Annotated in this window: 23 protein-coding genes and 1 riboswitch; of the genes, 22 read left to right on the top strand and 1 reads right to left on the bottom strand. The window is 48.8% G+C overall.

Translation table 11 applies throughout. From position 1 onward, the window contains the following. Positions 1 to 567 precede the first annotated feature (567 nt). From ACI77B_RS08885 to ACI77B_RS08895, 3 genes are read left to right on the top strand one after another with little or no spacing between them, the layout of a single operon-like run. Positions 568 to 1,479 (top strand): zinc dependent phospholipase C family protein, encoded by a 912-nt coding sequence (locus tag ACI77B_RS08885; RefSeq protein ID WP_409336483.1) that lies wholly within the window; start codon positions 568 to 570, stop codon positions 1,477 to 1,479. Further along, positions 1,476 to 2,057 (top strand): hypothetical protein, encoded by a 582-nt coding sequence (locus tag ACI77B_RS08890; protein ID WP_409336484.1) that lies wholly within the window; start codon positions 1,476 to 1,478, stop codon positions 2,055 to 2,057. The genes ACI77B_RS08885 and ACI77B_RS08890 overlap by 4 nt, the downstream gene beginning before the upstream one ends. Before the next feature lie 32 nt (positions 2,058 to 2,089). Further along, positions 2,090 to 2,761 (top strand): DNA alkylation repair protein, encoded by a 672-nt coding sequence (locus tag ACI77B_RS08895; RefSeq protein WP_409336485.1) that lies wholly within the window; start codon positions 2,090 to 2,092, stop codon positions 2,759 to 2,761. Between the two features lie 90 nt (positions 2,762 to 2,851). Here ACI77B_RS08895 and ACI77B_RS08900 read toward each other — a convergent pair whose 3' ends face one another. After that, positions 2,852 to 3,544, bottom strand: coding sequence for a YkvA family protein (locus ACI77B_RS08900; RefSeq protein WP_409336486.1), 693 nt, complete (start codon positions 3,542 to 3,544; stop codon positions 2,852 to 2,854). Between the two features lie 243 nt (positions 3,545 to 3,787). On the opposite strand from ACI77B_RS08900, the gene ACI77B_RS08905 reads away from it, so the two are divergent. The 19 genes from ACI77B_RS08905 to mutS all read left to right on the top strand — a co-directional run bounded on the left by ACI77B_RS08905 (position 3,788) and on the right by mutS (position 26,301). Next, positions 3,788 to 6,976: a DEAD/DEAH box helicase gene (locus ACI77B_RS08905; RefSeq protein WP_409336487.1), complete on the top strand. Its 3,189-nt coding sequence runs from the start codon at positions 3,788 to 3,790 to the stop codon at positions 6,974 to 6,976. Positions 6,977 to 7,158: 182 nt separating this feature from the next. Further along, complete coding sequence (locus ACI77B_RS08910; protein WP_409336488.1) at positions 7,159 to 8,193, top strand: GGDEF domain-containing protein; 1,035 nt, start codon at positions 7,159 to 7,161, stop codon at positions 8,191 to 8,193. A 193-nt stretch (positions 8,194 to 8,386) separates the two neighbouring features. Further along, positions 8,387 to 9,994, top strand: coding sequence for a hypothetical protein (locus ACI77B_RS08915; protein ID WP_409336489.1), 1,608 nt, complete (start codon positions 8,387 to 8,389; stop codon positions 9,992 to 9,994). 4 nt (positions 9,995 to 9,998) lie between these two features. Further along, a complete protein-coding gene (locus ACI77B_RS08920; RefSeq protein WP_409336490.1) occupies positions 9,999 to 12,086 on the top strand; it encodes a helicase HerA domain-containing protein in 2,088 nt (695 codons plus the stop codon). A 182-nt stretch (positions 12,087 to 12,268) separates the two neighbouring features. Then, complete coding sequence (locus ACI77B_RS08925) at positions 12,269 to 12,703, top strand: SMI1/KNR4 family protein (protein WP_409336491.1); 435 nt, start codon at positions 12,269 to 12,271, stop codon at positions 12,701 to 12,703. A 148-nt stretch (positions 12,704 to 12,851) separates the two neighbouring features. After that, positions 12,852 to 14,051 carry a metallophosphoesterase gene (locus tag ACI77B_RS08930; protein WP_409336492.1) on the top strand — a complete coding sequence of 400 codons (1,200 nt, stop codon included), beginning with the start codon at positions 12,852 to 12,854 and terminating at the stop codon, positions 14,049 to 14,051. A gap of 36 nt (positions 14,052 to 14,087) precedes the next feature. Next, the gene (locus tag ACI77B_RS08935; RefSeq protein ID WP_409336493.1) at positions 14,088 to 15,065 is read left to right on the top strand and encodes a hypothetical protein; all 978 of its coding nucleotides are present in this window, start codon (positions 14,088 to 14,090) and stop codon (positions 15,063 to 15,065) included. Further along, complete coding sequence (locus ACI77B_RS08940) at positions 15,062 to 15,784, top strand: DUF5714 domain-containing protein (RefSeq protein ID WP_409336494.1); 723 nt, start codon at positions 15,062 to 15,064, stop codon at positions 15,782 to 15,784. Before ACI77B_RS08935 ends, ACI77B_RS08940 begins: the two co-directional genes overlap by 4 nt. A 27-nt stretch (positions 15,785 to 15,811) precedes the next feature. Next, a complete protein-coding gene (locus ACI77B_RS08945) occupies positions 15,812 to 16,981 on the top strand; it encodes an iron-containing alcohol dehydrogenase (protein ID WP_409336495.1) in 1,170 nt (389 codons plus the stop codon). A gap of 99 nt (positions 16,982 to 17,080) precedes the next feature. Continuing rightward, positions 17,081 to 17,476 (top strand): molecular chaperone Hsp90, encoded by a 396-nt coding sequence (locus ACI77B_RS08950; RefSeq protein ID WP_409336496.1) that lies wholly within the window; start codon positions 17,081 to 17,083, stop codon positions 17,474 to 17,476. A 370-nt stretch (positions 17,477 to 17,846) separates the two neighbouring features. Next, on the top strand, positions 17,847 to 18,269 hold the full coding sequence (locus ACI77B_RS08955; RefSeq protein ID WP_178262753.1) for a flavodoxin: 423 nt from the start codon (positions 17,847 to 17,849) through the stop codon (positions 18,267 to 18,269). Positions 18,270 to 18,430: 161 nt separating this feature from the next. Continuing rightward, a complete protein-coding gene (locus ACI77B_RS08960; protein WP_409336497.1) occupies positions 18,431 to 18,685 on the top strand; it encodes a DUF3793 family protein in 255 nt (84 codons plus the stop codon). A gap of 15 nt (positions 18,686 to 18,700) precedes the next feature. Further along, positions 18,701 to 18,802, top strand: a riboswitch (TPP riboswitch). A 230-nt stretch (positions 18,803 to 19,032) separates the two neighbouring features. After that, positions 19,033 to 20,364, top strand: a complete 1,332-nt coding sequence (thiC, locus tag ACI77B_RS08965) for a phosphomethylpyrimidine synthase ThiC (protein ID WP_409337722.1) — start codon at positions 19,033 to 19,035, stop codon at positions 20,362 to 20,364. Positions 20,365 to 20,665: 301 nt separating this feature from the next. Continuing rightward, positions 20,666 to 21,268: a hypothetical protein gene (locus ACI77B_RS08970; protein WP_409336498.1), complete on the top strand. Its 603-nt coding sequence runs from the start codon at positions 20,666 to 20,668 to the stop codon at positions 21,266 to 21,268. A 131-nt stretch (positions 21,269 to 21,399) separates the two neighbouring features. Then, complete coding sequence (locus ACI77B_RS08975) at positions 21,400 to 21,546, top strand: LDCC motif putative metal-binding protein (RefSeq protein WP_178262756.1); 147 nt, start codon at positions 21,400 to 21,402, stop codon at positions 21,544 to 21,546. Between the two features lie 67 nt (positions 21,547 to 21,613). Further along, positions 21,614 to 22,090, top strand: a complete 477-nt coding sequence (locus tag ACI77B_RS08980) for a pyridoxamine 5'-phosphate oxidase family protein (RefSeq protein ID WP_409336499.1) — start codon at positions 21,614 to 21,616, stop codon at positions 22,088 to 22,090. A gap of 81 nt (positions 22,091 to 22,171) precedes the next feature. Further along, positions 22,172 to 23,116, top strand: coding sequence for a hypothetical protein (locus ACI77B_RS08985; RefSeq protein WP_409336500.1), 945 nt, complete (start codon positions 22,172 to 22,174; stop codon positions 23,114 to 23,116). A 10-nt stretch (positions 23,117 to 23,126) separates the two neighbouring features. After that, positions 23,127 to 23,357: a diguanylate cyclase domain-containing protein gene (locus ACI77B_RS08990; RefSeq protein WP_409336501.1), complete on the top strand. Its 231-nt coding sequence runs from the start codon at positions 23,127 to 23,129 to the stop codon at positions 23,355 to 23,357. 184 nt (positions 23,358 to 23,541) lie between these two features. After that, positions 23,542 to 26,301, top strand: coding sequence for a DNA mismatch repair protein MutS (gene mutS / locus ACI77B_RS08995; RefSeq protein ID WP_409336502.1), 2,760 nt, complete (start codon positions 23,542 to 23,544; stop codon positions 26,299 to 26,301). The last annotated feature ends 83 nt before the right edge of the window (positions 26,302 to 26,384 follow it).

The following is a 26,384-nucleotide window of genomic DNA, read 5'->3' on the forward strand; positions in this document are numbered from 1 at the left end:
ATCATTGCATTTGAGGAGGGAAAAACGAGCAGCAGGATACTGTATACAAAAGCGATCTGCTTTATTTTAGGCCGTAATATGACTATGCATCGGCAGTTGGAAACGCAGCAGATTCTGTAAGCAAAATCAGGGCAGCCACTAATGTGAGAAGATGACGCAGCCTGATGCCTGGAACGCCTCCCGGCTCCCTTCGCGCATGCTCACGCTTCCGACTCCGCCGGTCTTCCCGAGTAAGGCCGTCGATCGTCTGGCAGCGGGACGCTCAGAAGTCCATGCATCAGGATGCGTACAGCTCACAGTAAACAGGCTGGAGATCTGTCAACATAGCATCTCACTAGCGCTTGACACCATCTCTGGCCCGATCACATTTGCGTTCTGTTCTACAGGGAATTACAATAGAGAAGTAAACCGGGTGTGACCACAGAAGCACTTACGGGCGCCTGACCGGAATGGATTCCGTACTGCATTCCGAAAGGCATCACAGAGTCCATCCCGCAATTGATCACGCCACAACGTCTGCTTCATCTGCAGACACGGTCAAACCAGACAGAAAGAGAGGTAAAGCCCATGCCTTCAACCTATGCACACTGCCGGCTGGGAAAAGAAATCATAAGCCGGCTCAATCCGCAGGAGCGGGAAATCATTAAAGAAAATCTTCATCTTTACCAGGCCGGTCTTCACGGCCCGGATATTTTATTCTATTACGACGCTCTTCATCCAAACGGGGTGAATAAAATCGGAAATCTCCTGCATCAGGAGTCAGGAAGGAAATTTTTCAGCCGCTGCGCGAATACAATGGATAAAAGCTCCCATAAAGATGCATCCCTTGCCTATATTTATGGCGTGCTGGCGCATTTTGCCCTGGACGTCAGCTGCCACGGCTATGTGAATGAACTGACCGCTGCGACGGATCTTCAGCATACCGAAATCGAAGGGGAGTTTGACCGTTACCTGATGCTGAAGGACGGCCTGAACCCGATAAGCCATTCTCTGACCCGTCACATTCATCCTTCTACCTTCAATGCAAGAGTGATCGCGCCGTTTTACCCGGGGGTTTCAGAGGAAGAAATTCTCCGTTCCCTGATCGATATGGTAAAAGAAAACCGTATCCTGCTCTGCAAGAATCCGGCCAAACGGAAATTCCTCTACCTGCTCATGCACATCGGCGGCGTCTACCCACAGCTTCACGGCATGATCATCAATCCAGACGGAAACCCGGCCTGTGATAAGAGCAATGAAAAACTGATAGAGCATTATCAGATCGGCTGCGGCCGCGCCGCTGACTTTATCAATCACTTCCTCAGCTGGAAGGCAGGGGAGACCGGAGCCGATCCGATTTTCGACTATTCCTTTGAAGGGGTTCCGGCAGAAAGTGCGGAAGCCGCTGGCCCTGAAGAAACATCCAAAGCTGCTGAAGCGTCCAATTCTGCCGAATCCGCAGAAGCAGAAACCCCCAGTGAGGTGGTGAAGGCAGAATGAACAGCCCGCTGCAGAAACTCTTAACCGGCCAGATGCTGCTGGTCATCTGCTGCGTGTTCTACCTGATCTGGTGGAGCATTTCCTACCGTCCGGGCGTCAGCGTAAACCGCGCGTCCGGCCTGAACGGCGCGCTGCTTCTGATCACTGCAGTCTGCGGCGTCACCGGCATGATTCTGTCCCTCAGCGGATCCAATCATCTACCGGGAGAGGGGAGCAGAAAATTCAGCGGAACTCTGATTCTTATTGCAGCAGCCGCACTCTACCTTGTCATGCTGCTTTTGACGACCAGAGTCTTCCACCGGATCGTGACCACGGAGCTGGTTCTGATCACCGGCTGGGCCGCGCTGGAAATCAACGCCGTCAGCGCACTGGCAGGTGCATCCGTCTTCCGCATGCCGCAGACCATGTTCATGACCATCGTCATTGCCGCCGCATACGTCATCAGCATGGTCCTGTATGTCGCCTACTACCGGATGCAGGCGGACCGGGCCTTTTACGCCGCCATGATTCCGCTGATCACTGAAGCCGTCAGCATGGCCGCTCTGGTCATCGTCGTGCTGGTCAGCAGCAGGAAATAGCCAGAACTTTACCATATAGAAAGGGAACCACCATGACCGGGACAAAACAAATCTTCCAAGAGCTCGACGAGAACTTCCGCGCGGCCGCGAATCCTGATGACGCTGTTCATATGGCTGCCTATATGCGGAATCAGTTCGTTTTCTACGGCATCAAGGCCGCAGCCAGAAGAGCCTGCTATAAAAGAATCTTAAAGGAAGAAAAGAAGAAAAAAGAAATAAACTGGGAACTTCTGGACCTCTGCTGGGAGGATGAACACCGGGAAATGCAGTATTTTGTGGCAGATTACCTTTTCAGGCTCCATAAATACCTGACGGTATCCGACATTCCGCATCTGGAGAAATACCTCCGATCAAAACAGTGGTGGGACAGCGTGGATTCTCTGGATGAAATCATCGGAAACATTGAATTTCCAAATCTGGAAGTGGACCAGCTGATGCTGAGATGGTCGAAAGATCCCGATTTCTGGGTCCGCCGGGCCGCCATCGACCATCAGAGAGGAAGAAAAGAAAATACAAATACAGATTTACTTAAATCGATTCTTGTAAACAATTTCGGGAGTAAAGAATTCTTTATCAACAAGGCCATAGGCTGGGCCCTCCGTGACTATTCCAAGACGAGCCCGGACTGGGTGAGAGAATTCATCAGAGAATACCGCAGTGAAATGGCGCCGCTCAGCATCCGGGAGGGGTCGAAATACATCTGATGCAGATTCTTCCAGGCTGAGTTTACAGAGATACAAAGGCAGCCGCACCCGGCTCTGCTGAAGAGCGCGGTGCAGCTGCCTTCTTTTCATTTAACTGGCTTCATCCGTTATTTCCGAGCCGCTTTTCTGAAAGAAAGGGGATGGTTCACTGCCCGGCAGAATTTTCTCATGGTCGGAGGCTTCCGCGTCTGACTCCCTGCCGGTTTTATTTTGTCCATCTGAGTTTCCGTCCATACGCTGTTTTTTCAGCCATTTCATGTACTTATCGATGTCATTCTGGCACCATTTCATGATGAAGCCGGCAACGAGGGCGTCGTCCAGGATGCCCAGGCCCGGGATGCTGTCCGGGATAATGTTCAGGGGCGAGACAAAGTAGAGCAGGGCGGCGATGATCAGGATCAGCTGGGGCAGACCGATGTCCGTGTATTCCCGCGTGATCCAGCTTTTCAGAAGCAGCGTCATTTCCGGAATGTAGGCGATCTTGCGACCGTATTTCGGGATTTCCTTCAGTTTCTTATCCGCCTTGATGAGCAGGTCTTCCATCGATTCTTTATGGTTGACGATGTCCTCCGCCTCCTGTTTATATGGCTTCACAAAGTCCTCCGCTTTTCTGCGGAGCTGCTCTCTGGTCAGGGGGTGAAGTTTCGGGAGGGTCGGCATTTTCGGAAGTTTCGGTGCCTGCAGATGGAAAGAGACATGCTTTTTCTTATGCGCAGGATCTGCGCCGATTTCAGCCTTTCCATGACGGCGGGCCTTCACCTTCGGGTAACTCCGAAAATCCATATTCACCCGGCGGCTGCTGTGCTTCTCTGTTTGATGATCCTTTAAGTTTCTGCCCACCATGCCAATTCTGCCCCTTTCTGTCATCTCTCTTACTCACTATTATACCCGCAGATAAATTAAAAGAAAAATGTTCAGTAAATTTCCACATGGCAGTTTACCCAGGCAGGGGTAAGCTGGTAAAATAGATGGGAGTTGTTAACACAGCAGCAAGATCGTAATTTATTTGAAATAACGGTGAAGACAATGGAAAAGACACTTCCTGAAGGAATTTACGAACAAATAGTAAACACAAGGCTGAAGGGGTATCTGGAGAAGCTGAACCCCGAGCAGTACGACGTTGACATCGATCATCTGGATGCAGATGATGCCAGAAAAATTCTCACGATTTACATGTCTGGAGTGATTGAACAGGGACTTCGGATTGTGCGGGAAGGGCACGGGTCAGGAGAAGATGCAGATGCACTTCTTGACCAGATAACCCTTTGTAATAACATTATCGATGAGATCGCTTCCTATGCGGATGAAGATACTGTTCTGGACAGTAAGATCACGGAAAAAGGGGAAATCCTGACTGCGCTGTATAAGAAAATGAATAGTCTGCGGGCGCTGTCTGCTGTTAAAGCGCCGCGTCCGGAAACATCGATTCTTGAAAACTCCCTGTTCACTGGCTCCAGGAATGAACCGAGCATGCTGCACGAACTGAAAAAAGAACTGGTGACTTCAGACCGGGTGGATCTTCTGGTTTCCTTTATTAAGTGGAGTGCAATTCGTGTTCTGCTTCCGGAACTTAAACAGTTTACCGACCGCGATGACGTGCAGCTCCGCATCATTGCAACGACTTACGTTCGGGCTACGGACTATAAGGCGATTGAAGAACTTGCCAAACTTCCCCATACAGAAGTAAAAATCAATTATGATACAAGCCATGCCCGTCTGCACGCAAAATCCTATTTCTTCTACAGAAAGACTGGGTTTTCTACGGCCTACATTGGATCTTCCAACCTTTCCAGCCCTGCACTGACGGGAGGATTAGAGTGGAACGTCAAAGTTACAGAAAAAGAATCCTTTGATATCCTGCAGAAGTTCAGCGCATCCTTTGAAAGTTACTGGAATGATCCATCGTTTGAAACATTTGATCCAAATTCTCCTGACTGCTGTAAGAAACTGCAGAGAGAGCTTATGCCGCCGGAAAAGAGTGGAATGCAGCACCATTTGCAGCTGACTTTCCGCCCATATGCCTATCAGCAGGAGATTCTGGATCGTCTGGATGCGGAGCGCAGAGTGTATGGAAGAAACAGAAATCTAGTTGCCGCGGCAACAGGCACAGGGAAAACCATTATTGCGGCCTTTGACTACAAGCGCTTTGCAGAGGAACGCAGAAAAGAGGGGAAGCCGGCGCGTTTATTATTCGTCGCACATCGAAAAGAAATACTGGAACAGAGTCTGGAAAAATTCAGAGAAGTGTTGAATGACTTTAATTTCGGCGGGCTGCTTGTGGGAGGGCATACTCCGGATGATGGAATCGATCACCTCTTCATCAGCATCCAGTCCTTTAATTCATCGCACCTTGCCGAGAAGACGACTTCCGATTTTTACGACTTCATCATTGTCGATGAGTTTCACCACGCTGCAGCGAACTCCTATCAGACGCTGCTCGGCCACTATAACCCTGAGATTCTTCTGGGCCTGACGGCAACCCCTCAGCGCATGGACGGAAAAGATATTCTCCAGTATTTCGGAGGCCGGATCGCTGCAGAAATTTCCTTAGGAGAAGCCATCGACCGCGGCCTGCTCAGCAGCTTCCAGTATTTTGGAATTGCAGATAACGTTGATTATCGAAACGTTAAATGGACGAACGGGCGCTATGACGTGCATGAACTGGAAAACCTGTATGTCTACACTGCCGATCAGAGACGTGCCAGCCTGATTCTGAAGAGTGTCCAGCGCTACTGCACAGATATTTCAATGATAAAAGGTCTGGGTTTCTGTGTCAGCGTCCGTCACGCAGAATATATGGCGGAATATTTTACTCGTCAGGGGATTCCGTCAATGGCTTTATCCGCGGAAAGCCCGGACGATGAAAGAGACAGGGCAAAAAACGACCTGGCAAGCGGGAAAATCCGCTTTATCTTCGTCGTCGATTTATATAACGAAGGTGTAGATATTCCGGAGGTAAATACGGTGCTGTTTCTCCGTCCGACAGAAAGTGCAACCGTATTTATCCAGCAGCTGGGAAGAGGACTCCGACTTTCAAAAGGAAAGGATTGTCTAACCGTCCTTGATTTTGTCGGGCAGGCAGACCGCCACTATAACTACTCGATAAAATTGCGTGCCATGACCGGAAGGCGCAGAAAATCTGTACAGAAACAGGTGGAAGACGGCTTTGCGGATCTACCGAGAGGATGCTGCATTCAGCTGGAAAAGAAGGCCAGGGATTATATCCTTGAAAATATCAAGCAGCAGGGAACGGGAAAAGCACGGCTGATCGAGCATGTCCGCACATTTGAGGAAGATTTCGGCATGCCGCTGAATCTGGAGAATTTCCTTGCCGCGTATGATTTGTCCCTGAAGGAGTTCTATAAAAGTAATGGCAGCATTTCCATGCACCGCCTGAAAATGGCTGCCGGGCTAACCGAGGATAGGCGGGACGTTAAGGACAGCGTATACCGGCAGTTCAGAGGACTTCTGCATGTGAATTCCAAACGTCTTCTTGAGTTCTGGCTTGCCTATCTGGAGGAAGGAAAACGTCCTGAAAATGAATGTGAGCAGAAGATGCGGAATATGCTGTACTACACATTTTATCAAAAGGATCCGGAGAAAGAGGGATTTCCTTCCTGCGATGAAGGAATTGAGACCCTACTGAAAGAAAATTTTATCCGGGATGAGGTACTGGAAGTTCTGCGTTACAAGCTTGCACATATAAACTTTGTCGCAGAGGAAAATGAATATGCATTCGTGTGCCCTCTGGACGTACACTGCCGCTATAATAAAAACCAGATTCTTGCGGCTTTCGGTTATTACAACGAAGAGTCGGCGCCGGGATTCCGGGAAGGCGTCAAGTATTTCGCGGATCTGAAGACCGATATTTTCCTAATCAACCTGAATAAATCAGAGAAGGAATTCTCACCATCGACCATGTATGAGGACTATGCCATCAGCGCGGACCTTTTCCACTGGCAGAGCCAGAGCAGGGACAAGGAGAAAAGCGCCAAGATTCAACGCTATATCCATCACCGGGAGAACGGCGGAAACATTTCCTTGTTCGTTCGTGAATTTAAGACGGAAAATGGCTACACGATGCCCTACGTATTCCTTGGAAACGCTAATTATGTCAGCCACAGCGGCGAAATGCCGGTCAGCTTCAACTGGCGCCTGCACAGCCCGATCCCTGCAGACCTGCTGCCGGACGCGAATAAGACGATTGCGATGTAAGAAGGAATTTACGTCTGCACAGCACGATTTTTTGATTGAAATCATTTCTTTCTCTGCGATATTGATTTATAATCAATGTTATGCATATTGATACGTCAGAACTTCCGCCTGTTCAGGGCGGTCGTTCTGATAGAAAGCTGCTGATAAAAAATACCGCAGCAGCATGAAAAAAGGAAGAACAAATGAGAAAGATCCCATATATCGAACAGATTCTGCAGGGAATTCTGCTGCTGACCCTCATCAGCCTGCTTATCTTTTCTGTCGGCATTTTCTATCAAATCAGAATATCATCGCAGATAGTAAACTATACAGGGATTATCCGGGGAAGCAGTCAGAGATCGGTCAGTCTGGAGCTTGCAAGGCGCTCTTCGGAAGAATCCATTCGCTATGTCGACCGGCTCTATACTTCGCTTCAGGGCAATCAGACTTCCATGGCCCTCTCGAATCCGTCTTACCGCAGTAATTTATATAAGCAGCGGGAATCCTGGGATGAAGTGAAATTCGAGATCAGAAGGCTGCGTAATAAACATACCCGGGATAATGTAAACGAACTTCTCGATGCGAACGAGGAATACTATAAGCTGTGCAGCAAGACGGTCGCCATCGTGCAGGATTATTCTGAGAACATGCTTGATACGATGCGCAGACTGGAAATATCGATTGTGATTGTACTGGCAGCGCTGGCTGCGGTCACGGCGCAGCGGTCGTACGCGGCGGCCAGGGAGCTCCGGCGGATTTCTCTGGTCGAGCAGGAAGCCTACGCAGACCCGCTGACCGGTGCAGGGAGCAGGCAGTTTTATGACCATTTCATCAAGGATCTCAGCGATCATGAGAGTTACTGTATTATCTTCATCGATATCGATAATCTGAAGTACGTCAATGACAATTTAGGACATGACGCCGGAGACCAGTATATCCGGGAAACGGCGGCCGTGATCCGGTCACAGTTCCGGTCTACAGATGTCATGTTCCGCCTTGGCGGGGATGAATTTGTCCTCTACATAAAGGGATGTACGGAGGAGATCGCCAGACGACAAATCGAACGCGCAAGAAATCTCCTCACCGGTGACATTTCCCAGGGATATGCCGGCAGCTTCAGTTATGGAATCAGCTATGTCGGGAAAAACAGCGGGAAAACATTCCGCTATGCCGCGGCTGAGGCAGACCGGAAGATGTACGAGTTTAAGAAACAGCATAAGATGAATCGGAATGAATAAAGCGAGGAAAAGGAACGATGGAAATCTATAAATTCCCAGAGACAGTTAAAAAACATTGAGGAAATCTCCGATTCCGCTGGCTGTATACCGGCTGGCTGCAGGGATTCCTGTACAGCAGGCCGCTGCCTGTTGAAGCGCTGATTAAGATGTATCAGGGAAAACAGACGAAGCGATGTGAATAAAAGGAGACGATATGGTTAAGGCAGAACTACTCTATAATCCGTATTCTCTGCACACAGAAATACGTTTCAATGGCAGAAGCCCGAGAATGAACAGCCTTGTCGAAAAATATACGGCGGGAAGGCTGGAGGACTGGGTCAGCCAGATTCCTGAAATCTTCTGCGCGGAAATGAATGGTTATGGATTCGGGCTTGATTTTTCCGGGACAAAACTTGACTTTCAAGAGACAAAAAGGGCATTTCAGCAGACCGGTATCAGTGATACCGAAGTAATGCTGTTTTTCAAAAACGAACTTGAGGGAAGAGAAAAGAAGCTGGATGAGGTCTATTCTCTTCTGGACTGGCTCGATCAGAACCGGAACAGAAATTTTAACTTTGAAGAATGCAGAGATGACCACCAGGAATTATTTGAACAGACCATTAACCTGGTGATGATTAACGGACCTTTTCTTCCCGATGAAGATATCCACCAGATGAAAATCATTGTCGATAATATTGAGGATACCCGGGAGCTGAATGGAACAGAGCTTGCTGACACACCGATCGCCTTCTGGGCGGATGCGGATGCCTCGGATGCCTTTCAGAGGAATCTGTCTCAGATCCTCAAGCGAAAAGATATCTCTGGACATCAGCTGTTTTTCATTTTTCCGGATAATGCTGACGAAAAGAAAGTGCGCAGAATTATTGAGGATCTGGGTGTCCACGATCCATCGGTTATTGCTGGCATTAAGGATGAGAAAATTCAGAAATATATGATGCTGTATCCAGTCACCAGTTATATTTCTGATGTTCTGCACACCTTCACCGGGATTAAGGAGAATATTCACCAGCATCTGGAGATGGAAGTGAAAAAAAGCAAAGCATCCAATCAGGCTGTCCATAAAGAAATGGAAGAGAATGCTCGTAATCTTGCCGTCTATAAAAGCTGCCTGGATAAATTTGAAAACCGGGATAATATCGCTGTGGATGATTCCTGGACAGAAGCAGAGCAGACTTTTCTTTCGCGCATCGAAGGATGGCAGCATCGGAGGACCAAGATATCGAAAACTGAAGATGCCCGCAGATACGCCGATGACCTGAACAGACTGCTGCATGATCAGTACCGGAAATTCACGGAAGCCTTTGCAGCTGCAGTACGGAAATCAAAAACTGACATCGATAAAGAATTAAATAAATGGTATGCTCCTGCGGCAGAAATTGCAGCATTTCATCCAGAAGAAATACCTCTGGAAAAAGAGAAGCCAGAGAAAATTCCTGAAGTTCAAAGTCAGCTTCTTTTGCTGAAAGAAGAAAAAGATGTCATGGTAAAAGGGATTTTTGATAAAACCGGGCACCCGGAACATGTTGTCAACTATTACATTCAGAAATGGAGAGAATCCGCCTGCTCCATCGTCCGTCCTGTCATTGACCGGATCCTGAAAAGACAGTTTGACAGGCTCCAGGAGTATTATGACCGGCTTTCCCAGGCATACATGGAGAAGCTTCAGAAGCAGATTGAGCGGAACATGAAGAAAAATGATCTTCTTTCTTCCCAGCTTTCCGATGAAGAAAGGAAATTACAGCAAGACCTGGACTGGCTGGGCAGATTATCGGACCAGCTTGATGCAATAGAGAGGGATTAAAGAAATGGATGAAATAATGAAGAACAAGGATGAAGTTTATCCGGCTTTTCGGGAGCCTTCTCTGGACGACCGGCTTGCAATCATGGAAGAGGGGCTGCGGAAAAGCTATCTGACGAGGCTGAGTGAAATGGAAATTGCACCCGCCGGAAATCTGCAGCCACTGGAAGATGATCTGATTGATAATGTTCGTCTGTATCAGATTACAGAGATGGTGTACAAGAAGGGAGAGTCGGTCATCGATAAATTTACGACGGTTTTTAATACCCTGTCGACCTATCGTGCTTCCGTTTTTATCATCATGGATTCTGACGGGAAAAAGACTGATTTCTACCTGGGTGTCAGAAATGAGGAAATCGATGAAACACAGAAACGGTCATCGGTAACCCTTGGAGACACGCTGAAAAACGCGCTGATCGGACATTTCCCGGGAATAAAAATTATAGATAAAGACAGGTTCCAGATCGCAGAACTGTCAAAGAAAATTGCCAGGCAGCACAGCGTGGCATCCGTCAGTGTCGTGGGAAGCAGAAAATCCCAGAAAGAGCATAACGAAGAATATGTACAGGGACTGGAAAAACTGGTTCTGGCCATGTCCGAAAGGCCATTTACAGGAATTCTGATCGCTGAAAATCAGAATCCAAAGGATATCCAGATTCTCAGAAACAATTACCAGGACCTTTACACAAAATTATCACCTTATCAGAAGGTGCAGTACTCCAGCACACAGTCTTCTTCAACAGCCAGAAGAAAATCGTTTTCAGAGCTGACCGGAAAACAAAAGGCCGCCATGATCGGCGGAGCGATTACCTCCATAGCCGGAATGGCTGTCGGCGGGGCACTGGGCGGTAAATCAGCTACTGGCGGAGTCGCCGCCATGATCGGCGGACAGCTTGGCGGTCAGATGAGCGGATTCATAAATTCTCTGGCTCCGACAGAACAGATCACCAGCAGTGATTCAAGAGCATCATCGAGTACAGTGGAAAATAAAAGGGTCACGGATCTTCTTCAGCTCATCAATGAGAGCCTGAAGCGGGTAAACGAATTTGAGTGCTATGGAATGTGGAATACAGCCGGATATTTCATTTCGGACGACATGTCTGCAGCAGAAATCGCCTCCAGCAACTACCGCTCTCTGATGAACGGCGAAGGATCTGGCAGGGAGGTATCAGCCATCAATTCCTGGAGAAGCAGCGATCCGGAAATGGAAGGCCAATTTCATGACCTGACCCTGTATCTGTCCAGATTTCAGCATCCGCAGTTCTATTACGGTTCAGCAGACGGCAGAGCGGTTTACACCAGTGCGGCAGAGGCAGTGAGCGGAAAAGAGCTTGGTCTTCACCTGGAGCTTCCAAGAGCATCTGTATCCGGACTTCCGGTGATCGAACATGCGGAATTCGGTAAAGAAGTTGTATCTTATCAGCTGATCCGGAAAAACAAGAGCAGACGTCCGGAAGACTGGATTACACTCGGGCGTATTTTTGACCTGGGCCAGATTACCGATAAGCCAGTGGAGCTGGACAACCGGAGTCTGAACATGCATACCTTCATCACCGGCTCTACCGGCTCGGGAAAGAGCAATACCGTTTATCAGATGCTGTCAGAATTCCACCAGGATAACATTCCGTTTCTTGTTGTGGAGCCGGCAAAAGGAGAATACAAGGATGTATTCGGCAGCTGGAAAGACGTGAATGTCTATTCCACGAATCCTGGGATTGCGCCGCTCATTCACCTGAATCCCTTTATGTTTCCGGATTCCATTCATGTGCTGGAGCATGTGGACGGGCTGGTGGAAATATTCAGCGCCTGCTGGCCGATGTATGATGCCATGCCTGCGTTTTTTAAGGGTGCCATTCTGCGGGCATATGAAAAAACAGGCTGGGATCTTGGCTCTTCAACCTTTGTCGGAGAGGAGAAGGAATACCCGGACTTCAAAACACTGTCAGAAGAACTGGAAAAACTGATCGATGAATCCGACTACTCCGCAGAAGTGAAGGGCAACTACACGGGAGCGCTCGTCACAAGGACAAATCATCAAAGGATGGGAAGAAATGCACAATCATCCCTGGCCACATTACACGAAAGATGTCTTTAACGAAAATGGAATTATTATTCGCAAAGCAGGAGACCGCCACGACGCTCACCATATTATTGAATTAAGCCATGGCGGCCCGAACGAACCGTGGAACATTACACCATGTCCGGTCTACGATCACCGAAAGATTCATGCTGCAGATGCACCAATTAACACGATTTACTACTAACAAGGAGATAATAATGTTTGAAGCAACAGTACACAGTGATAGTAATACCTTCTATCACATTTCAAATTCTGTAATAGATGCTGCGCAAAAGAAAATGGGCATTACATTTCCGGCCGATCTGCTCCAATTCTATAAGGAAGCCGGCTATGGATTCCTGCATTCTGATAGAGAAAACTTCAATCGCCTGATGGATCCTTCCAGCATCTGTGAATTCAGAAGCCGGACCGGGCAGTTTGCAGACAATCCGGAACTTGACCTCTACAGTGAATCAGAAAGTGACAAACTGATCTTTTTTGAGATCTGTGAAAACTACTTTCTGTCAATTGGATTTTCATCGTGGAATCTGGGCAAAATATATGACGGCAATACAAAAATCGCCGACAGCCTGGATGAGTTCTTGGAAAAATACCAAATTAACGAAGCTTATTTTTACGAGGAGAAGGAATAACATGAATTCCCATGATTCTGCCATTTCCAGATCATAGAAAAACAGCGGAGATCACATTGCTTTCTCTTTCCTTTGACATATTCACGATTCTGACCATTGGTCAGATCCTGAACAGGGTATATCATAGATAGAAAGGGGAGGAAGTCGTATGGAGGAGAATTTTATCCGGGTAAAACCGAAAATGGAGATCACGCTCTATATTCTGCTTACGGCAGGGGTATCCTGGTACGTCAGCGAACGGCTGGGATATGTGATCTGGCATTATCTGGGCCTGAATCTTACAGCAAGCGCGATTACCGTGTTTGCTGTAACTTTATTTCTACTTCTGTTTCAGGGAGCGGTGAAAATCCCGAAAAGCAGAAGTTTCTCTTCGCTTTTCAGGATCACGATCTGGATATCCGGACTCTGCTGTGCCTATATCGTCTACCTGTTTCTCGTCCTGTTTCCGCTGGACATGCTGGTGCTGCTCGAGAAAATTCCGGCCATCCGTATACATCCACTGGATTATTACAACGATGTGCTGCTGGCTTCGCTTGCTTCAGCCTGTATCATCGTTTCTGGAATGATTCACGCAAATGAGCTGAAAACGGTGAAGTATTCGGTGTCGATCGCAGGGCTGGACAGGCCGCTCCGGATTGCGCATCTTTCTGACCTCCATATAGGTTCGGTCATCGGGCGGCCGCAGATCAGAAGAATTGTAAAACAGGCCAATGCCATGCATCCGGATCTAGTGCTGATCAGCGGAGACCTCTTCAACCATAATGATGTCAGAGAGTGTGCGCATCTTACCGATCTGGCAGAAATTCTCAGAGGGCTCCAGTCAAAATACGGAAGCTATGCGGTTGCGGGAAATCATGATCCTGCACCGGATGATCCCGGATTTCAAGAATTTTTAAAAACTGCAGGAATCCATTTGCTTGATAATCAGGCAGAGGAACTGGGGCAGGTCATTCTGGCGGGCCGAACCGGGAATGTGCTGAAACAGCGCCCGGATATACGTTCATGGTATCATACTCCGGGAAATGCCAAAATCGATAACGGTGCCAGGAAACCGGTGATTCTTCTGGATCATTATCCGGACAGCATCATCGAGGCAGAACAGATGGGATTCTCCCTGCTTCTGGCCGGGCACACCCATAACGGACAGTATTTTCCATGTAATTTTCTGATCCGTCTGCGCTATCACGGCGCACTCAGGCATGGCTATACGCAGGTCCGCCACGTGAAGTGCATCGTGTCATCAGGGAGCGGATATTTTCAGATTCCCATCCGTGTCGGTACAGACAGCGAGATCGGCTGCATTGATCTGGTGCCGGAAGTACCGATTGTACCGAAACAGAAGATTTGAACGTAAAGGTAATTCTTACAGATAGAGGGTATCGTAATGGCTAAATTCAGCAATCGCAGGAGAGAACATTTTCTTCATGCGAGTAAACAGAAGAAAACTGCCCGCGAATTTGCCCATGCATATCATGAGGAAATTCATCAGAATAAAAGAACGTTTATCGTATATTCCGCGCTGCGCGCACTGATCATCCTCTGTATCATCCGTGAGTTTCTGCGGGGAAACTACGAGTCGGTTTACATGGCTATTCTGACACTGGCTCTGCTTACACTTCCGACTTTTCTGCAGATCAGACTGAAGGTAGAGATCCCGCAGACGCTGGAGATTATTATACTCCTGTTTATTTTCTCAGCAGAGATACTTGGTGAAATTAATGCCTATTATACGAAAATCCCGTTCTGGGATACGATTCTGCATACATTAAACGGATTCCTTGCGGCGGCAGTCGGATTTTCACTGGTCCTGATTCTGAATAAAAACGAGAAAATCATCTTCGCGCTTTCTCCGGCCTACGTGGCCATCGTCGCCTTCTGTTTTTCAATGACGATCGGCGTCTGCTGGGAGTTTATCGAATTCGGATGCGATCATCTGTTCGATCTGGATATGCAGAAGGATACGGTAGTCCACATGATTTCCAGCGTCAAGCTGAATCATGCAGCGCAGAAACCGGTCATTATCCGGCACATCCACCATGTCACGGTCAACGGAAAGGACCTGGGCGTTGACGGATACCTGGATCTCGGCCTGATTGACACCATGAAAGATCTGTTTGTCAACTTCATCGGAGCACTCGTCTTCTCCATCATCGGCTACTTTACCCTGCGAGGAGATAAGGCCTCAGCCGAGATTTACGAGCGTTTTATCATTCACCGCAAGACAAAGGAAACAGACTTCATGAATCAGGCAAGAGAAATCGAGGAACTGGAAGAAGCCCTGGCCCGGCTGGAAGAGAAAAACGAAGCGGAAGAAGATCTTCACAGAACAAAGAAAGAAAATAAAAAAAGAGGAGGAAAATGATGTCAAGAGATGTTAACGCCTGTCTGGTCTGCGGAAAGCCCCTTGTGTATTTCAAGGAGCCGAAAGAGATGGAATGTTCATTCTGCCACCGGAAGTTCATGAGTTATGCCTGCTGCGAAGACGGCCACTTCGTCTGTGATGAATGCCACGAGAAAAAGGGGCTTGAAGCGATTCAGAAAGTCTGTCTCAGCATAACAAGCAGGAATCCCATTGAAATTGCCCAGACGATCATGCAGGATCCATATATCTACATGCATGGTCCTGAGCATCATGTCATGGTCGGCGCTGCGCTGCTTACCGCATATCACAACGCCGGAGCAGACATCAATCTCCCGTCCGCAATAAAAGAAATGGTGCAGCGCGGAAAGCAGTATCCGGGAGGATCCTGCGGATTCTGGGGCTGCTGCGGCGCGGCAGTAAGTGTCGGCATGTTCATCAGCATTATCACAGAATCCACACCACTATCTACAGAGACCTGGAAATGGTGCAATGAAGCCACATCCGAGGCACTGGCGAAAATCGCGTCTTACGGCGGTCCTCGCTGCTGCAAGCGCAATTCTTTTACCGCCATCCGCACAGCCGTTGAATTTACAGAACGAAAAACGGGAATCCGGATGGAACTTCCAGAAACCATCACCTGCACATTTTATGCGGAGAACCACGAATGTCTGCGGAAACGCTGCCCATATCATCCGGAATCGGAAATCCCGATGGCATAGTCAAACTAGAGCAATGAGGAAAAGAAAATGAGAGATTTTGAGTTCGACAATTCAACTAAGGTAATCTTTGGCAGAGGCTGCGTCCGGAAGCATCTTCCGGGCTTTCTTGCGAAGTACGGAAAGCATATCCTGTTCTCCTATGGAGGAGGATCTATTAAAAGAAATGGTGTATATGATGAGATCCTTGATATTTTAAAATCAGCAGGGAAAGAAATTACAGAATTCTCCGGAATCATGCCGAATCCAACCTACGCCAAGGTCATGGAAGGTGCAGAGCTGGCGCATAATAATAATATTGATTTGATTCTGGCTGTCGGCGGCGGAAGTGTCATGGACTGCAGCAAGGCTGTTTCTCTTGCGGCCAGATATGACGGCGATGCATGGAATGACTTCTGGAGACATCAGGGAACCGTTGATTTTACTCCGATTCCGGTCTGCATCGTTGTGACGGCGAGCGGAACAGGCAGTGAAGTGAATGGGGAAGGCGTGATCACGAATGAAGAGACAAAAGAAAAGCTGGGAAGGGACTACCATGCCTGCAATGCAAAACTGTCTCTGATGGATCCTGTCTACACCTTCAGCCTTCCGAAAAAACAGATGATCTCCGGAGGCTTTGACAGTCTTTCCCATATGATGGAAATTTATTTCGGCGCGCCGGATGAACCGAATGTATCCGATGATCTGAACGAAGCCCTGATGCGAGGCGTCATCCGCGACCTGCGGGCATCCATAAAAGATCCAGAGGACTACACCGCCAGAAGCAACCTGATGTGGGAATCCACCATGGCAGAAAACCGCATTATTAAAATGGGGAAGAGCACAGATTTTGAATGTCATATGATGGAGCACCAGCTCGGCGCCTATACCAATTGCAACCATGGGGAAGGGCTTTCCGTCCTCCATCCGGTTTACTACCGTCATATCTATAAAGACGGGCTGAATAAATTCAGTCAGTTTGCAGTCAATGTATGGGAAATTTCTCCAGATGGGAAAACGAAGGAGCAGCTTGCCCTGGCTGGAATCGATGCCCTGGCCGCTTTCATCAGAGAAATTGGCATGCCGACAGCCCTTCATGAAATTGGAATCGACGAATCCTGTGACCTTAAGAAAATCGCTTATTCCTGCGAAATTAACCATGGCGGGTACCGGGCGCTGACCCATGCGGAAATCCTGGAAATCTTTCGTGAATGTCTCTGATTTCACCCGTTCTATTATATTCTTATTATTCTTGAATCAATTTTGGTAAAACGGTATAATATCAGGAGAGAAAAAGAGAATAATTGGAGGTGTGTTACGATGACAAAAGACGAAATCAAAGAAGAAGTTAAAAAGGCAATTGAAGCGCCGTCCTGCTGTGAAGAACTGAAAGAAGTCGGAAAAGAATATCTGGATGCTGTAGGAACATCAGGAGAAGAAGCGGCTGCGAAGAAACTGATCGCGGAGCTGGAAGATGATGTGACATCCATTGATGATCTGATCGCTCTTGCGGGATCCGCGGCAGGTGAAAAAATATTTGGAAAAGAAAAAGCTGCAGGCCTCCTGAAAGCTGCAAAGGAAGCGAAAGCCCATGGAGGAAAATTCTGCATCTGCGATGCCTGCCAGGCAGGCGGAAAAGTTCTGGTTCATAAAGAAGATCAAGAGCCAGAACGGGAACTGAATAGGAAAGCAGCGGGCCATTGCCATGAGGTATAACATTAACTTGGGCAATGGCCTCTTTTCCACAGTGAAATACTACCTACAGGCTGATATATGGAAACTCCAGCTGATGAGCGCAAGAATCTCCAATAAATATCAGCAGAGGAGAAGCTCGTTACCCTATGTTCAGCCGAGCCTGTTGCAGCAGTTCTGTGCTCCAGGCGCCTTATACAATCGCAGCCTATATGTGTGCCAATATAAATACACATATTTCCCTTGACTCCATGGGTTAGATGCATTAAACTACATAGTGTCAGCAGGGAAATTAAATGCTGATGTGTACATATTAGTTAGATATATCTAACTAATTTATGATGTGATTTTTTCATCATTGAGCTTATTCAATATCGACAGGGAGGTACATATTATGAGCAAGGTAGCAGTTGTATTCTGGAGTGGAACAGGAAATACTGAACAGATGGCAGATGCAGTCGCTGACGGTGCCAGGAAGGCTGGTGCAGAGGTCGATGTCATTCAGGCTGCAGACTTCAATGCAGATAAGGTAAAGGACTATGACGGCATCGTTTTTGGCTGCCCGGCAATGGGTGCAGAAGTTTTAGAAGAATCCGAATTCGACCCTATGTTCACTTCAGTCGAGGGAAGCTTGGGCGGAAAGAAGGTTGCTCTGTTCGGTTCTTACGGATGGGGCGGCGGCGCCTGGATGACCTCCTGGGAAGAGAGATGCGAAGGAGATGGGATTTCTCTTGCAGCGAACAGTGTCATCTGCAATGAAGCGCCTGATTCTGACGCTCTTGATTCCTGCGAGAAGCTGGGCGCTGCTGTCGCTTAGGATCTGGAGCAGAAATTCTGAAAACCAGACTGCCGGGCAGGGCAGAGGGCAGCCAGGTCAACAAGGGCTCACCTGCACAGACCTCCTCTGAATGTGCGGGGATTACCGATCCGCCGTCCCCTCTGCCCATTATATTTTGCCGAGAAGGGAGTGAATCATCCATGTCTGAAGAAACCATTCTGATGCACTGTTCTCCGGTCATCACCGGGCTGAAAACAGCCAACCTGTTTAATTACAGGTTTGATGACAGAAACGAAGTATTGAAAGAGCTGAAGCGTTTAAATCATGACCTTTCCGGAAAAGGCATACGCGTTATCCCATTGTCGTTTAAGAAAAACCGCGTACTCATCTATGTCTACCGTCCGGATTATGGATTTTTCAGGATTGATTTACAAATTTCGCATTTCGTGATATAGTCAACTCAATTGCATAGAAAGACATAGGGGAGCGGACAGCTGAGAGGCACGCCGATGCGTGCGACCCTTACACCTGATATGGATAATGCCATCGTAGGAAATGACTTTAATCTGTTATATGTTGCGTGTACCGGAGTCCGTGAGGACTCCGGTTTGTTTTTTTAAAAGCAGGGTAAACTCCTTGCCGTTTTTTCCTTTGTCCTGCTGTGCGTCGCGGCAGACCGGGGGGCACCACTTTCTGTCGCGGAAGAAAATTAATGGTTATTGTTCTGTAACAAAGCGCACACGCGCAAGACAAGAAAGGAAAGTTTATCATGGAAAACCAGAACACATTAACAGCTTCAGAAATGAAAGCAGGCGCCGGATGTCAGAGAAACTATGCTACGCAGATGGACGCTGCGCGCAGGGGAATCGTGACACCGGAGCTGAAAACCGTTGCAGAGAAGGAGCAACGCTCTGTGGAAGAAATGCTTCAGCTCGTTTCAAGCGGAAAGGTCGTCATTCCGGCGAACCGCCTGCATACCTGCCTGGACCCGAACGGAGTAGGAAGCATGTTGAGAACCAAAATCAATGTCAATCTCGGTGTCAGCAGGGACTGTAAGGATTACGATATTGAAATGCAGAAGGTCATGAGTGCGGTTAACATGGGTGGAGAGGCGATCATGGACCTTTCCAGCCACGGAAACACCCAGCCATTCCGCCAGAAGCTCTGCAGGGAATGCCCGGCAATGATCGGCACTGTTCCGGTTTACGATGCAGTTATTCATTATCAGAAGGATCTTGCAGAAATCTCCGCACATGATTTCATCGATGTTGTCCGCCTTCATGCCCAGGACGGCGTGGATTTTGTCACGCTTCACTGCGGAATTACACGGAAAACCATCGAGCAGCTGAAGAAATACGGCCGGAAAATGAATCTGGTCAGCCGCGGTGGAAGTCTGATTTTTGCCTGGATGAGCATGACCGGGCAGGAGAATCCGTTCTATGAATATTTCAATGAAATTCTGGACATCTGCAGGGAATACGATGTCACCATCAGTCTCGGCGACGCCTGCCGTTCCGGCTGCCTGGCCGATGGAACAGACGGATGTCAGTTAGAAGAGCTTCTCCGTCTCGGCGAACTGACGCAGCGCGCATGGGATAAGGATGTTCAGGTCATGGTGGAAGGTCCGGGTCATCTGCAGATGGATCAGATTGCGGCAAATATGAAACTGCAGCAGTCCATCTGCAAGGGAGCACCGTTTTATGTATTAGGACCTCTGGTTACAGATATTGCTCCGGGTTACGATCATATCACAGCAGCAATCGGAGGCGCCATTGCCGCCATGAACGGCGCGGCCTTCCTCTGTTATGTCACACCGGCAGAGCATCTGGCACTTCCGAATGTCGAGGACGTAAAAACCGGCATCATCGCCAGCAAGATTGCGGCTCACGCGGCAGATATCGCAAAAGGTGTTCCGGGAGCCCGGGATCAGGATGACCGGATGGCAGAGGCCCGCCGGAAACTGGACTGGGAGACTCAGTTTAAGGAGGCCATGGATCCGGAAACTGCGAAAGCGATTCGTGACAGCCGCGCTCCGGAAGATGATCACAGCGATACCTGCAGCATGTGCGGAAAGTTCTGCGCTGTCCGCAGCATGAACAAGGCGCTGGCCGGAGAATACATTGACATTCTCTAATTGAAGGTGAGTCTGTAACGCAGCCGGATGCCTGGACTTCTGAGCGCCTCGCTGCCAGACGATCGACGGCCTGACTCCGGAGGGCCGGCGGAGTCGGAAGCGTGAGCATGCGCGAAGGGAGCCGAGAGACGTTCCAGGCACAGGCTGCGTACAGCTCACAGAAAATGCCTGAAGATCTATTAACAAACACTCCCGCAACTCTTAACACTATCTTGCGTGTAAAACTTTTGTCCGCTGGACACGTATCTATGATAGAATAGATAAACAGATTTCTAAAAGTGACGCAAGGAGAAAACACAGAATGAATTACGATTTAAATGAATTCTTCCAGAATACGCTGGACGACGTGGTACGTTTCCGCGATTCTGAGGGGTTTCCGGAGATAGAAGAGAAGAATAAGGAACGTCTGGAGATGTACCTGTTCACTGGCGCCGAGTACCTCAGCTGGATTGCCCTGGATTACGGGTCGGAAGGAATGTCCTGGTACAGCCGGTCGCTGGCTGCGCGCAGAAGCCCGCAGCAGTATCAGCCGCTCATGGAGACCTACGCCGGAATTGAGACCGAACTGACCGAGCTCATGCAGCAGCTGCACAGCGATGAACGCTTTACGGAGCTTCTGGAGCAGGACCTGTACGCCATGTACTGCCTGGTTGTATCCGTGAAGATTTCCGAACAGCTCTGGAAGCGTCATCTGACATCAAAAGAGTGGAAGACTTACCGTTCCTCGGATCTGATCGACCATGTCTACCAGTGCATCGGCAGGCAGTTTAAGAACAGTGAGCAGTCCTACGACTTCGAGTTCAGCGGCGACAAGATCATGGACACGGCCATGATTCTCTGCCATTACTATATCGGCGATTTCTACCGGCAGATCCAGCAGCAGTACGCGAAGATGCAGCATTAATTCCCTCATTGCGGGATGACAGAAAACATCACACAGATTTCACCCTGCTTCAGCGTTATGCCTATTTCAATACTGGGTATATCATGCTATAGTGAAAGGACAAAAGCTGAATGAGCAAGGGGGAATAACAAATGTCAATCGGAAAGAAAATCAAAGCCTCCTGGGACGCCTATATCAAGCGCCTGGGAGAAAAGAACAAAAAAGAGTACGGCGAGCACGGTGTTCCGGACTGCTGTAAGATGAATAAGGCGCAGAATGACGCAGCAAAAAGATCGTAAATTCCGCGGATCATGCTTCGGTGGTGAAGGGATCATCTGCCTGCGCACAGCCTTGGAAAAATGAGGTATGACGATGAGAAGAAAAGACCGCGAAGTAACGGATACCGGAATAATCCGGGAAATTATCGATGCATGCAGAATTCTGCATGTTGGTTTATGTGACGGAAAACGTCCTTATGTCGTTCCGGTAAACTTTGGGTTTGAAGACGATAATGGCCATTTTACTTTCTATTTTCATGGCGCGGCTGAGGGAAAAAAGATTTCTCTGATTCGTGAAAATGGTTATGCTGCCGTGGAAGGAGAATGCGACCATGGAACGCAGAGTCATGAAACAGCCTGCGGACATACAGAATTCTTCCAGAGTTTCATAGCAGAAGGAAAGGCAGAAGAAATTCTGGATTCTGCAGAGAAGAAGAGAATTCTACAGCTGATTATGAGCCGTTATACAGACCGCTCAGACTGGGAATTTCCTGATGCAGCAGTCAAAGCGACAGCTGTTGTAAGGATCAGGGCTGAGCAGCTGTCTGTAAAACAGAACGGATAAAAAAATATATGCACAGAGATGACATCTGCCGTTTCTGTAACCGTATTGTTATTGTTTACACCAAAGGAGGCTTCCGGCAATATGCCGGGGGTCTCCTTTACACGTAATCTGTCCCAGACATCGATTCTGCTGGAAAACCTGTACTATATTTATGACGATGTGATGCTGATCGACATCAAGGGAAATCAAATCCGCCATGTCGTTCTGGACACCGGACAGGAACATTCCACGTTTGATCTCCGGCTGAAATTCTTCCGCTACGCAAAAGAAAGAATTTATCCAAGAGATTATGAACGTTTTACCGCCTTCTCTGATCCCGAGACACTGTCGAAGAGAATTTCTGAATCCGAACGTAGTATGCTCCGCGCATTTTTCCGTACCAGAGAAGACACCGGGAATTATGTCTGGAAAGAATACGCTTTCATGAGGATTCCGAAGATGAAGGCAGATGTCGCCCTGATGACAGTCCGGACGATTGACACGAAAGACGTAGAGATTGTTCTCCGCTCTGAAAATGAAAAGACAGGTCTTCAGTATCAGTCTTCCTATTCCGATGAAGCTGCGGATGATATCACAAAAGAGAAAGCACTTCTCTGGGACAACATAGTGCAGCATTCTACCCTGAACTTTTTCTGGAAGGATATTCACCGTCGTTTCTTAGGCGCAAGCCAGAGTTTCCTCGACTACTATGGTCTGGATTCTGTCAATGACATTATCGGAAAGACCGACGAAGACATGACCTGGCATGTCGATGAGGATACCTATAAAAACGAGGAATACGATGTCCTGAGAAGCGGAAAAACTTCCAAATACTATCCGGAAAAATGTATTTCCCGTGGAATTAACCGAACTATCATGGCCACGAAGCATCCACTCTACAAAGGCGGAGAAATCATCGGTCTTGCAGGATTCTTCATCGACGCGGATGAATTAAATCAGGCAAACGGAAAAGCAGACCTGATTCCGGTTATAGATCCGGTTACAGGACTAAATAATACCAGAGGAATCATGGAAGCACTGACCTGATCCTGAGGATATGCTCGCCATCGCAGAGCGGATCAGTCATATTTCCGAATCGCTTTCCACGACCTCGCGGGCAGGGGATACGCTGAATGTTACACTGTCGCTGGGCATTACCGCAGTAAGAGACGGAGACGATATGGATACACTTGTCGACCGCGCGGACCGCTACATGTATAAGGCAAAATCCCAGGACAGCTGCATATATTACACAGACTTTGACGCCGAGCGGGATTCCGGAGTATAATCAGAGCAGACAAAAATCACACAGCAAGAAGATACAGAACCAATCCTTCCATGAGTCATCATATGGGATTGGTTCTGACTGCCTTGCAGAGAAAACGAATTAAATACATCTTACCGCAAGAAAAGCTTCGGGAAATGGGTATAAACATACAATCAGCACAGAGAAAACGAAGAGGAGAGAATACATGGCTTTATCACCGATGATGCAGCAATATCTAGACATTCATAAACAGTATCCGGACTGTATTCTGTTTTTCCGTCTCGGTGATTTCTATGAAATGTTCTTTGACGACGCCAAACTCGTGTCAAGACTATTGGAACTGACCCTGACCGGAAAGAGATGCGGGCTTCCGGAAAGGGCGCCGATGTGCGGCGTCCCTTTTCATGCCGCAGACAGTTATACAGCACGCCTTGTAGAGATGGGCTATAAAGTGGCGATCTGCGAGCAGCTGGAAGACCCGGCCAAAACCAAAGGAATGGTAAAACGCGGCGTCATCCGCGTGGTCACTCCGGGAACAGTGACGTCTGAACAGATTCTGAAAGATGATGAGAATAACTATCTGGCCTGCGTCTACATGGACAGCCAGGGAATGTCCGTCGCCTACTGTGACATTTCAACCGGCGAACTGGCCGTTACGGAGCAGATCGGGAAATTTGGACTCTATGAGGATCTTCTGAATGAACTGGTCCGCATCTCTCCGAGAGAGATTCTGGCCAATAAAGAATTGTTAAAGGAACACGATCCCAAGGAGGCGGAGCATCTGACCGGAGCCTTTATCAACCCCTATCCGGAGGAAATTTCCCTTTCTGCGGCGGAAGAAACCATCCGCGCGCAGTTCGGAGACGGTTCGCTGACAGCATTAGGCCTGAACGACAGAACGCATTGTATCCTTGCGGTCGGTACTCTTTTGTCCTACCTGATTGAAACCCAGAAGCAGGGGCTGAAACAGATCACGGACTGCCGTTTCTATGAAATCGGCGGACGCATGTCGCTGGATAAGGCGACGATCCGGAATCTGGAGATTACGGAAACTCTGTATGACAAGAGGACGGCGGGGTCGCTTCTGGGGATTCTGAATAAGACGGGCACGGCCATGGGAGCGCGCATGCTGAAGCACTGGCTGAGGGAGCCTCTGAATGATACAGAACGCATCAACAGCCGCCTGGACGCGGTGCAGGAAATTGCGGATCATCCTGTAATGATGGGGGACATCCGTGAATCTCTGAAGCATGTCTATGATTTCGAACGTCTGACGGGAAGAATCGCTTCCGGAAATGCCAACGGTAAGGACATGATCGCGCTGAAAAACTCCATCGGCGCGCTGCCGCAGATCAAGGCGGCTCTGGCGGACGCAGAGAGTGCTCTTCTGAATGAACTGAAAGACAGTATGGCGGATCTTGGCGGAATTCACGATAAGATTGAGCAGGCCATTGTGGAAGACCCTCCGGCCGTCATTAAGGAAGGCGGACTGATCCGCCGGGGATATTCTGAGCAGCTGGACCAGATGAAGGACTCTATCAAGGACGCAAAAGCCTGGATCGCAGGGCTTGAAGGAAGAGAGAAGGAGCGAACAGGCATTACGCATCTGAAGGTAGGCTATAACAAGGTGTTCGGCTACTACATCGAAGTCAGCCGCTCCAATCTGGATCAGGTCCCGGAGGACTATATCAGAAAACAGACCTTGGTAGGCGCGGAGCGCTTCATCATCCCGGAACTGAAGGAGCAGGAGGGCGTAGTACTGAATGCGGAAGGGCGGATCAATGATCTGGAGTACACGCTGTTTACGGACCTGCGGCATGAGATCGAGCAGTGGATCCGGGAGATCCAGAGAACGTCACAGGCGATTGCCCAGCTGGACATTCTCTGCAATTTCGCCAATGTGAGTCTTCGCTACGGCTATATCCGGCCTGAGGTAGACGACAGCGACGTTCTGGATATTCAGGGCGGGCGCCATCCGGTCATCGAGCAGACGACGGAAAAGGGCCTGTTCGTGTCCAATGACACGGAGATGAATGAGAGCGATTCTTCTATGATGATCATCACCGGCCCGAATATGTCTGGAAAATCAACCTATATGAGGCAGACGGCGCTGATCGTGCTGATGGCGCAGATCGGATGCTTTGTGCCGGCAGAGTCCGCCCACATCGGCGTAGTGGACCGGATTTTCACCCGCATCGGCGCGTCGGATAATCTGGCCCAGGGGCAGTCGACCTTCTTCGTGGAAATGAGCGAGCTGGCCTATATTCTCCGCCACGCCACGGCAAGGAGCCTGATCATCCTGGATGAAATCGGCCGGGGAACCAGCACCTACGACGGACTTTCCATCGCCTGGGCAGTGGTGGAATATCTCTGCTGCGATGAACGCCGGATCCGGACCATGTTCGCGACGCATTATCACGAACTTACGGTTCTCGAGGACCAGATTCAGGGCGTGAAGAATTATAATATCGATGTGCTGGAAGAAGAAGGAAAAATCGTCTTCCTGCATAAGATCGTCAGGGGATCAGCCAGCAGGAGCTACGGTATTCATGTGGCAAGACTCGCCGGCGTTCCGGAGGCCCTGCTTCAGGACGCAGAGGAGAAGCTTTCTCAGCTGGAAGGCGGGGAGCAGGATGCGGAAGAGCAGATTCTGTCTGCGGCGTCCGATGACTCCGGCGCGCCAGAGATTTCTCAGGCGGCAAAAGCTTCGGCTGTGCAAGAAGGAGCCTTGGAAACATCTGTTCGTGCATGGGATAAAAACAGGTCCGTGGAAGAAGGAACGCCTGCGGAAAAAGAGGAAAATCAGAAAAATTCAGCTGGATCCGGCATTCAGCTGAGCCTCTTCAGCGGCCCGCTGAACCCGGCACTGGACCGCATCCGCAAACTCAACCTCATGGAAATCACGCCTTCCCAGGCCATCCATGAGCTGGAAATCCTGCAGAAACTGGCGGAAGAAGAGGACTAGAGAAGCAGACAGTGCTCTATGCATACAAGCCGGATGGAAGGAAATTTCACGCTGGCTTTATCAGAAAAACGCAGAAAGGAATA

Source organism: Eubacterium sp. F2, from assembly GCF_046244355.1.
Classification (GTDB): Bacteria; Bacillota; Clostridia; order Peptostreptococcales; family Anaerovoracaceae; genus Aminicella.

What these genes read in the sequence shown, in the direction of transcription:
- ACI77B_RS08885 (WP_409336483.1), top strand. Translation starts at nt 568, where the DNA reads ATGCCTTCAACCTATGCACACTGCCGGCTGGGAAAAGAAATCATAAGC.
- ACI77B_RS08890 (WP_409336484.1), top strand. Translation starts at nt 1,476, where the DNA reads ATGAACAGCCCGCTGCAGAAACTCTTAACCGGCCAGATGCTGCTGGTC.
- ACI77B_RS08895 (WP_409336485.1), top strand. Translation starts at nt 2,090, where the DNA reads ATGACCGGGACAAAACAAATCTTCCAAGAGCTCGACGAGAACTTCCGC.
- ACI77B_RS08900 (WP_409336486.1), bottom strand. Translation starts at nt 3,544, where the DNA reads ATGGATTTTCGGAGTTACCCGAAGGTGAAGGCCCGCCGTCATGGAAAG.
- ACI77B_RS08905 (WP_409336487.1), top strand. Translation starts at nt 3,788, where the DNA reads ATGGAAAAGACACTTCCTGAAGGAATTTACGAACAAATAGTAAACACA.
- ACI77B_RS08910 (WP_409336488.1), top strand. Translation starts at nt 7,159, where the DNA reads ATGAGAAAGATCCCATATATCGAACAGATTCTGCAGGGAATTCTGCTG.
- ACI77B_RS08915 (WP_409336489.1), top strand. Translation starts at nt 8,387, where the DNA reads ATGGTTAAGGCAGAACTACTCTATAATCCGTATTCTCTGCACACAGAA.
- ACI77B_RS08920 (WP_409336490.1), top strand. Translation starts at nt 9,999, where the DNA reads ATGGATGAAATAATGAAGAACAAGGATGAAGTTTATCCGGCTTTTCGG.
- ACI77B_RS08925 (WP_409336491.1), top strand. Translation starts at nt 12,269, where the DNA reads ATGTTTGAAGCAACAGTACACAGTGATAGTAATACCTTCTATCACATT.
- ACI77B_RS08930 (WP_409336492.1), top strand. Translation starts at nt 12,852, where the DNA reads ATGGAGGAGAATTTTATCCGGGTAAAACCGAAAATGGAGATCACGCTC.
- ACI77B_RS08935 (WP_409336493.1), top strand. Translation starts at nt 14,088, where the DNA reads ATGGCTAAATTCAGCAATCGCAGGAGAGAACATTTTCTTCATGCGAGT.
- ACI77B_RS08940 (WP_409336494.1), top strand. Translation starts at nt 15,062, where the DNA reads ATGATGTCAAGAGATGTTAACGCCTGTCTGGTCTGCGGAAAGCCCCTT.
- ACI77B_RS08945 (WP_409336495.1), top strand. Translation starts at nt 15,812, where the DNA reads ATGAGAGATTTTGAGTTCGACAATTCAACTAAGGTAATCTTTGGCAGA.
- ACI77B_RS08950 (WP_409336496.1), top strand. Translation starts at nt 17,081, where the DNA reads ATGACAAAAGACGAAATCAAAGAAGAAGTTAAAAAGGCAATTGAAGCG.
- ACI77B_RS08955 (WP_178262753.1), top strand. Translation starts at nt 17,847, where the DNA reads ATGAGCAAGGTAGCAGTTGTATTCTGGAGTGGAACAGGAAATACTGAA.
- ACI77B_RS08960 (WP_409336497.1), top strand. Translation starts at nt 18,431, where the DNA reads ATGTCTGAAGAAACCATTCTGATGCACTGTTCTCCGGTCATCACCGGG.
- thiC (WP_409337722.1), top strand. Translation starts at nt 19,033, where the DNA reads ATGAAAGCAGGCGCCGGATGTCAGAGAAACTATGCTACGCAGATGGAC.
- ACI77B_RS08970 (WP_409336498.1), top strand. Translation starts at nt 20,666, where the DNA reads ATGAATTACGATTTAAATGAATTCTTCCAGAATACGCTGGACGACGTG.
- ACI77B_RS08975 (WP_178262756.1), top strand. Translation starts at nt 21,400, where the DNA reads ATGTCAATCGGAAAGAAAATCAAAGCCTCCTGGGACGCCTATATCAAG.
- ACI77B_RS08980 (WP_409336499.1), top strand. Translation starts at nt 21,614, where the DNA reads ATGACGATGAGAAGAAAAGACCGCGAAGTAACGGATACCGGAATAATC.
- ACI77B_RS08985 (WP_409336500.1), top strand. Translation starts at nt 22,172, where the DNA reads ATGCCGGGGGTCTCCTTTACACGTAATCTGTCCCAGACATCGATTCTG.
- ACI77B_RS08990 (WP_409336501.1), top strand. Translation starts at nt 23,127, where the DNA reads ATGCTCGCCATCGCAGAGCGGATCAGTCATATTTCCGAATCGCTTTCC.
- mutS (WP_409336502.1), top strand. Translation starts at nt 23,542, where the DNA reads ATGGCTTTATCACCGATGATGCAGCAATATCTAGACATTCATAAACAG.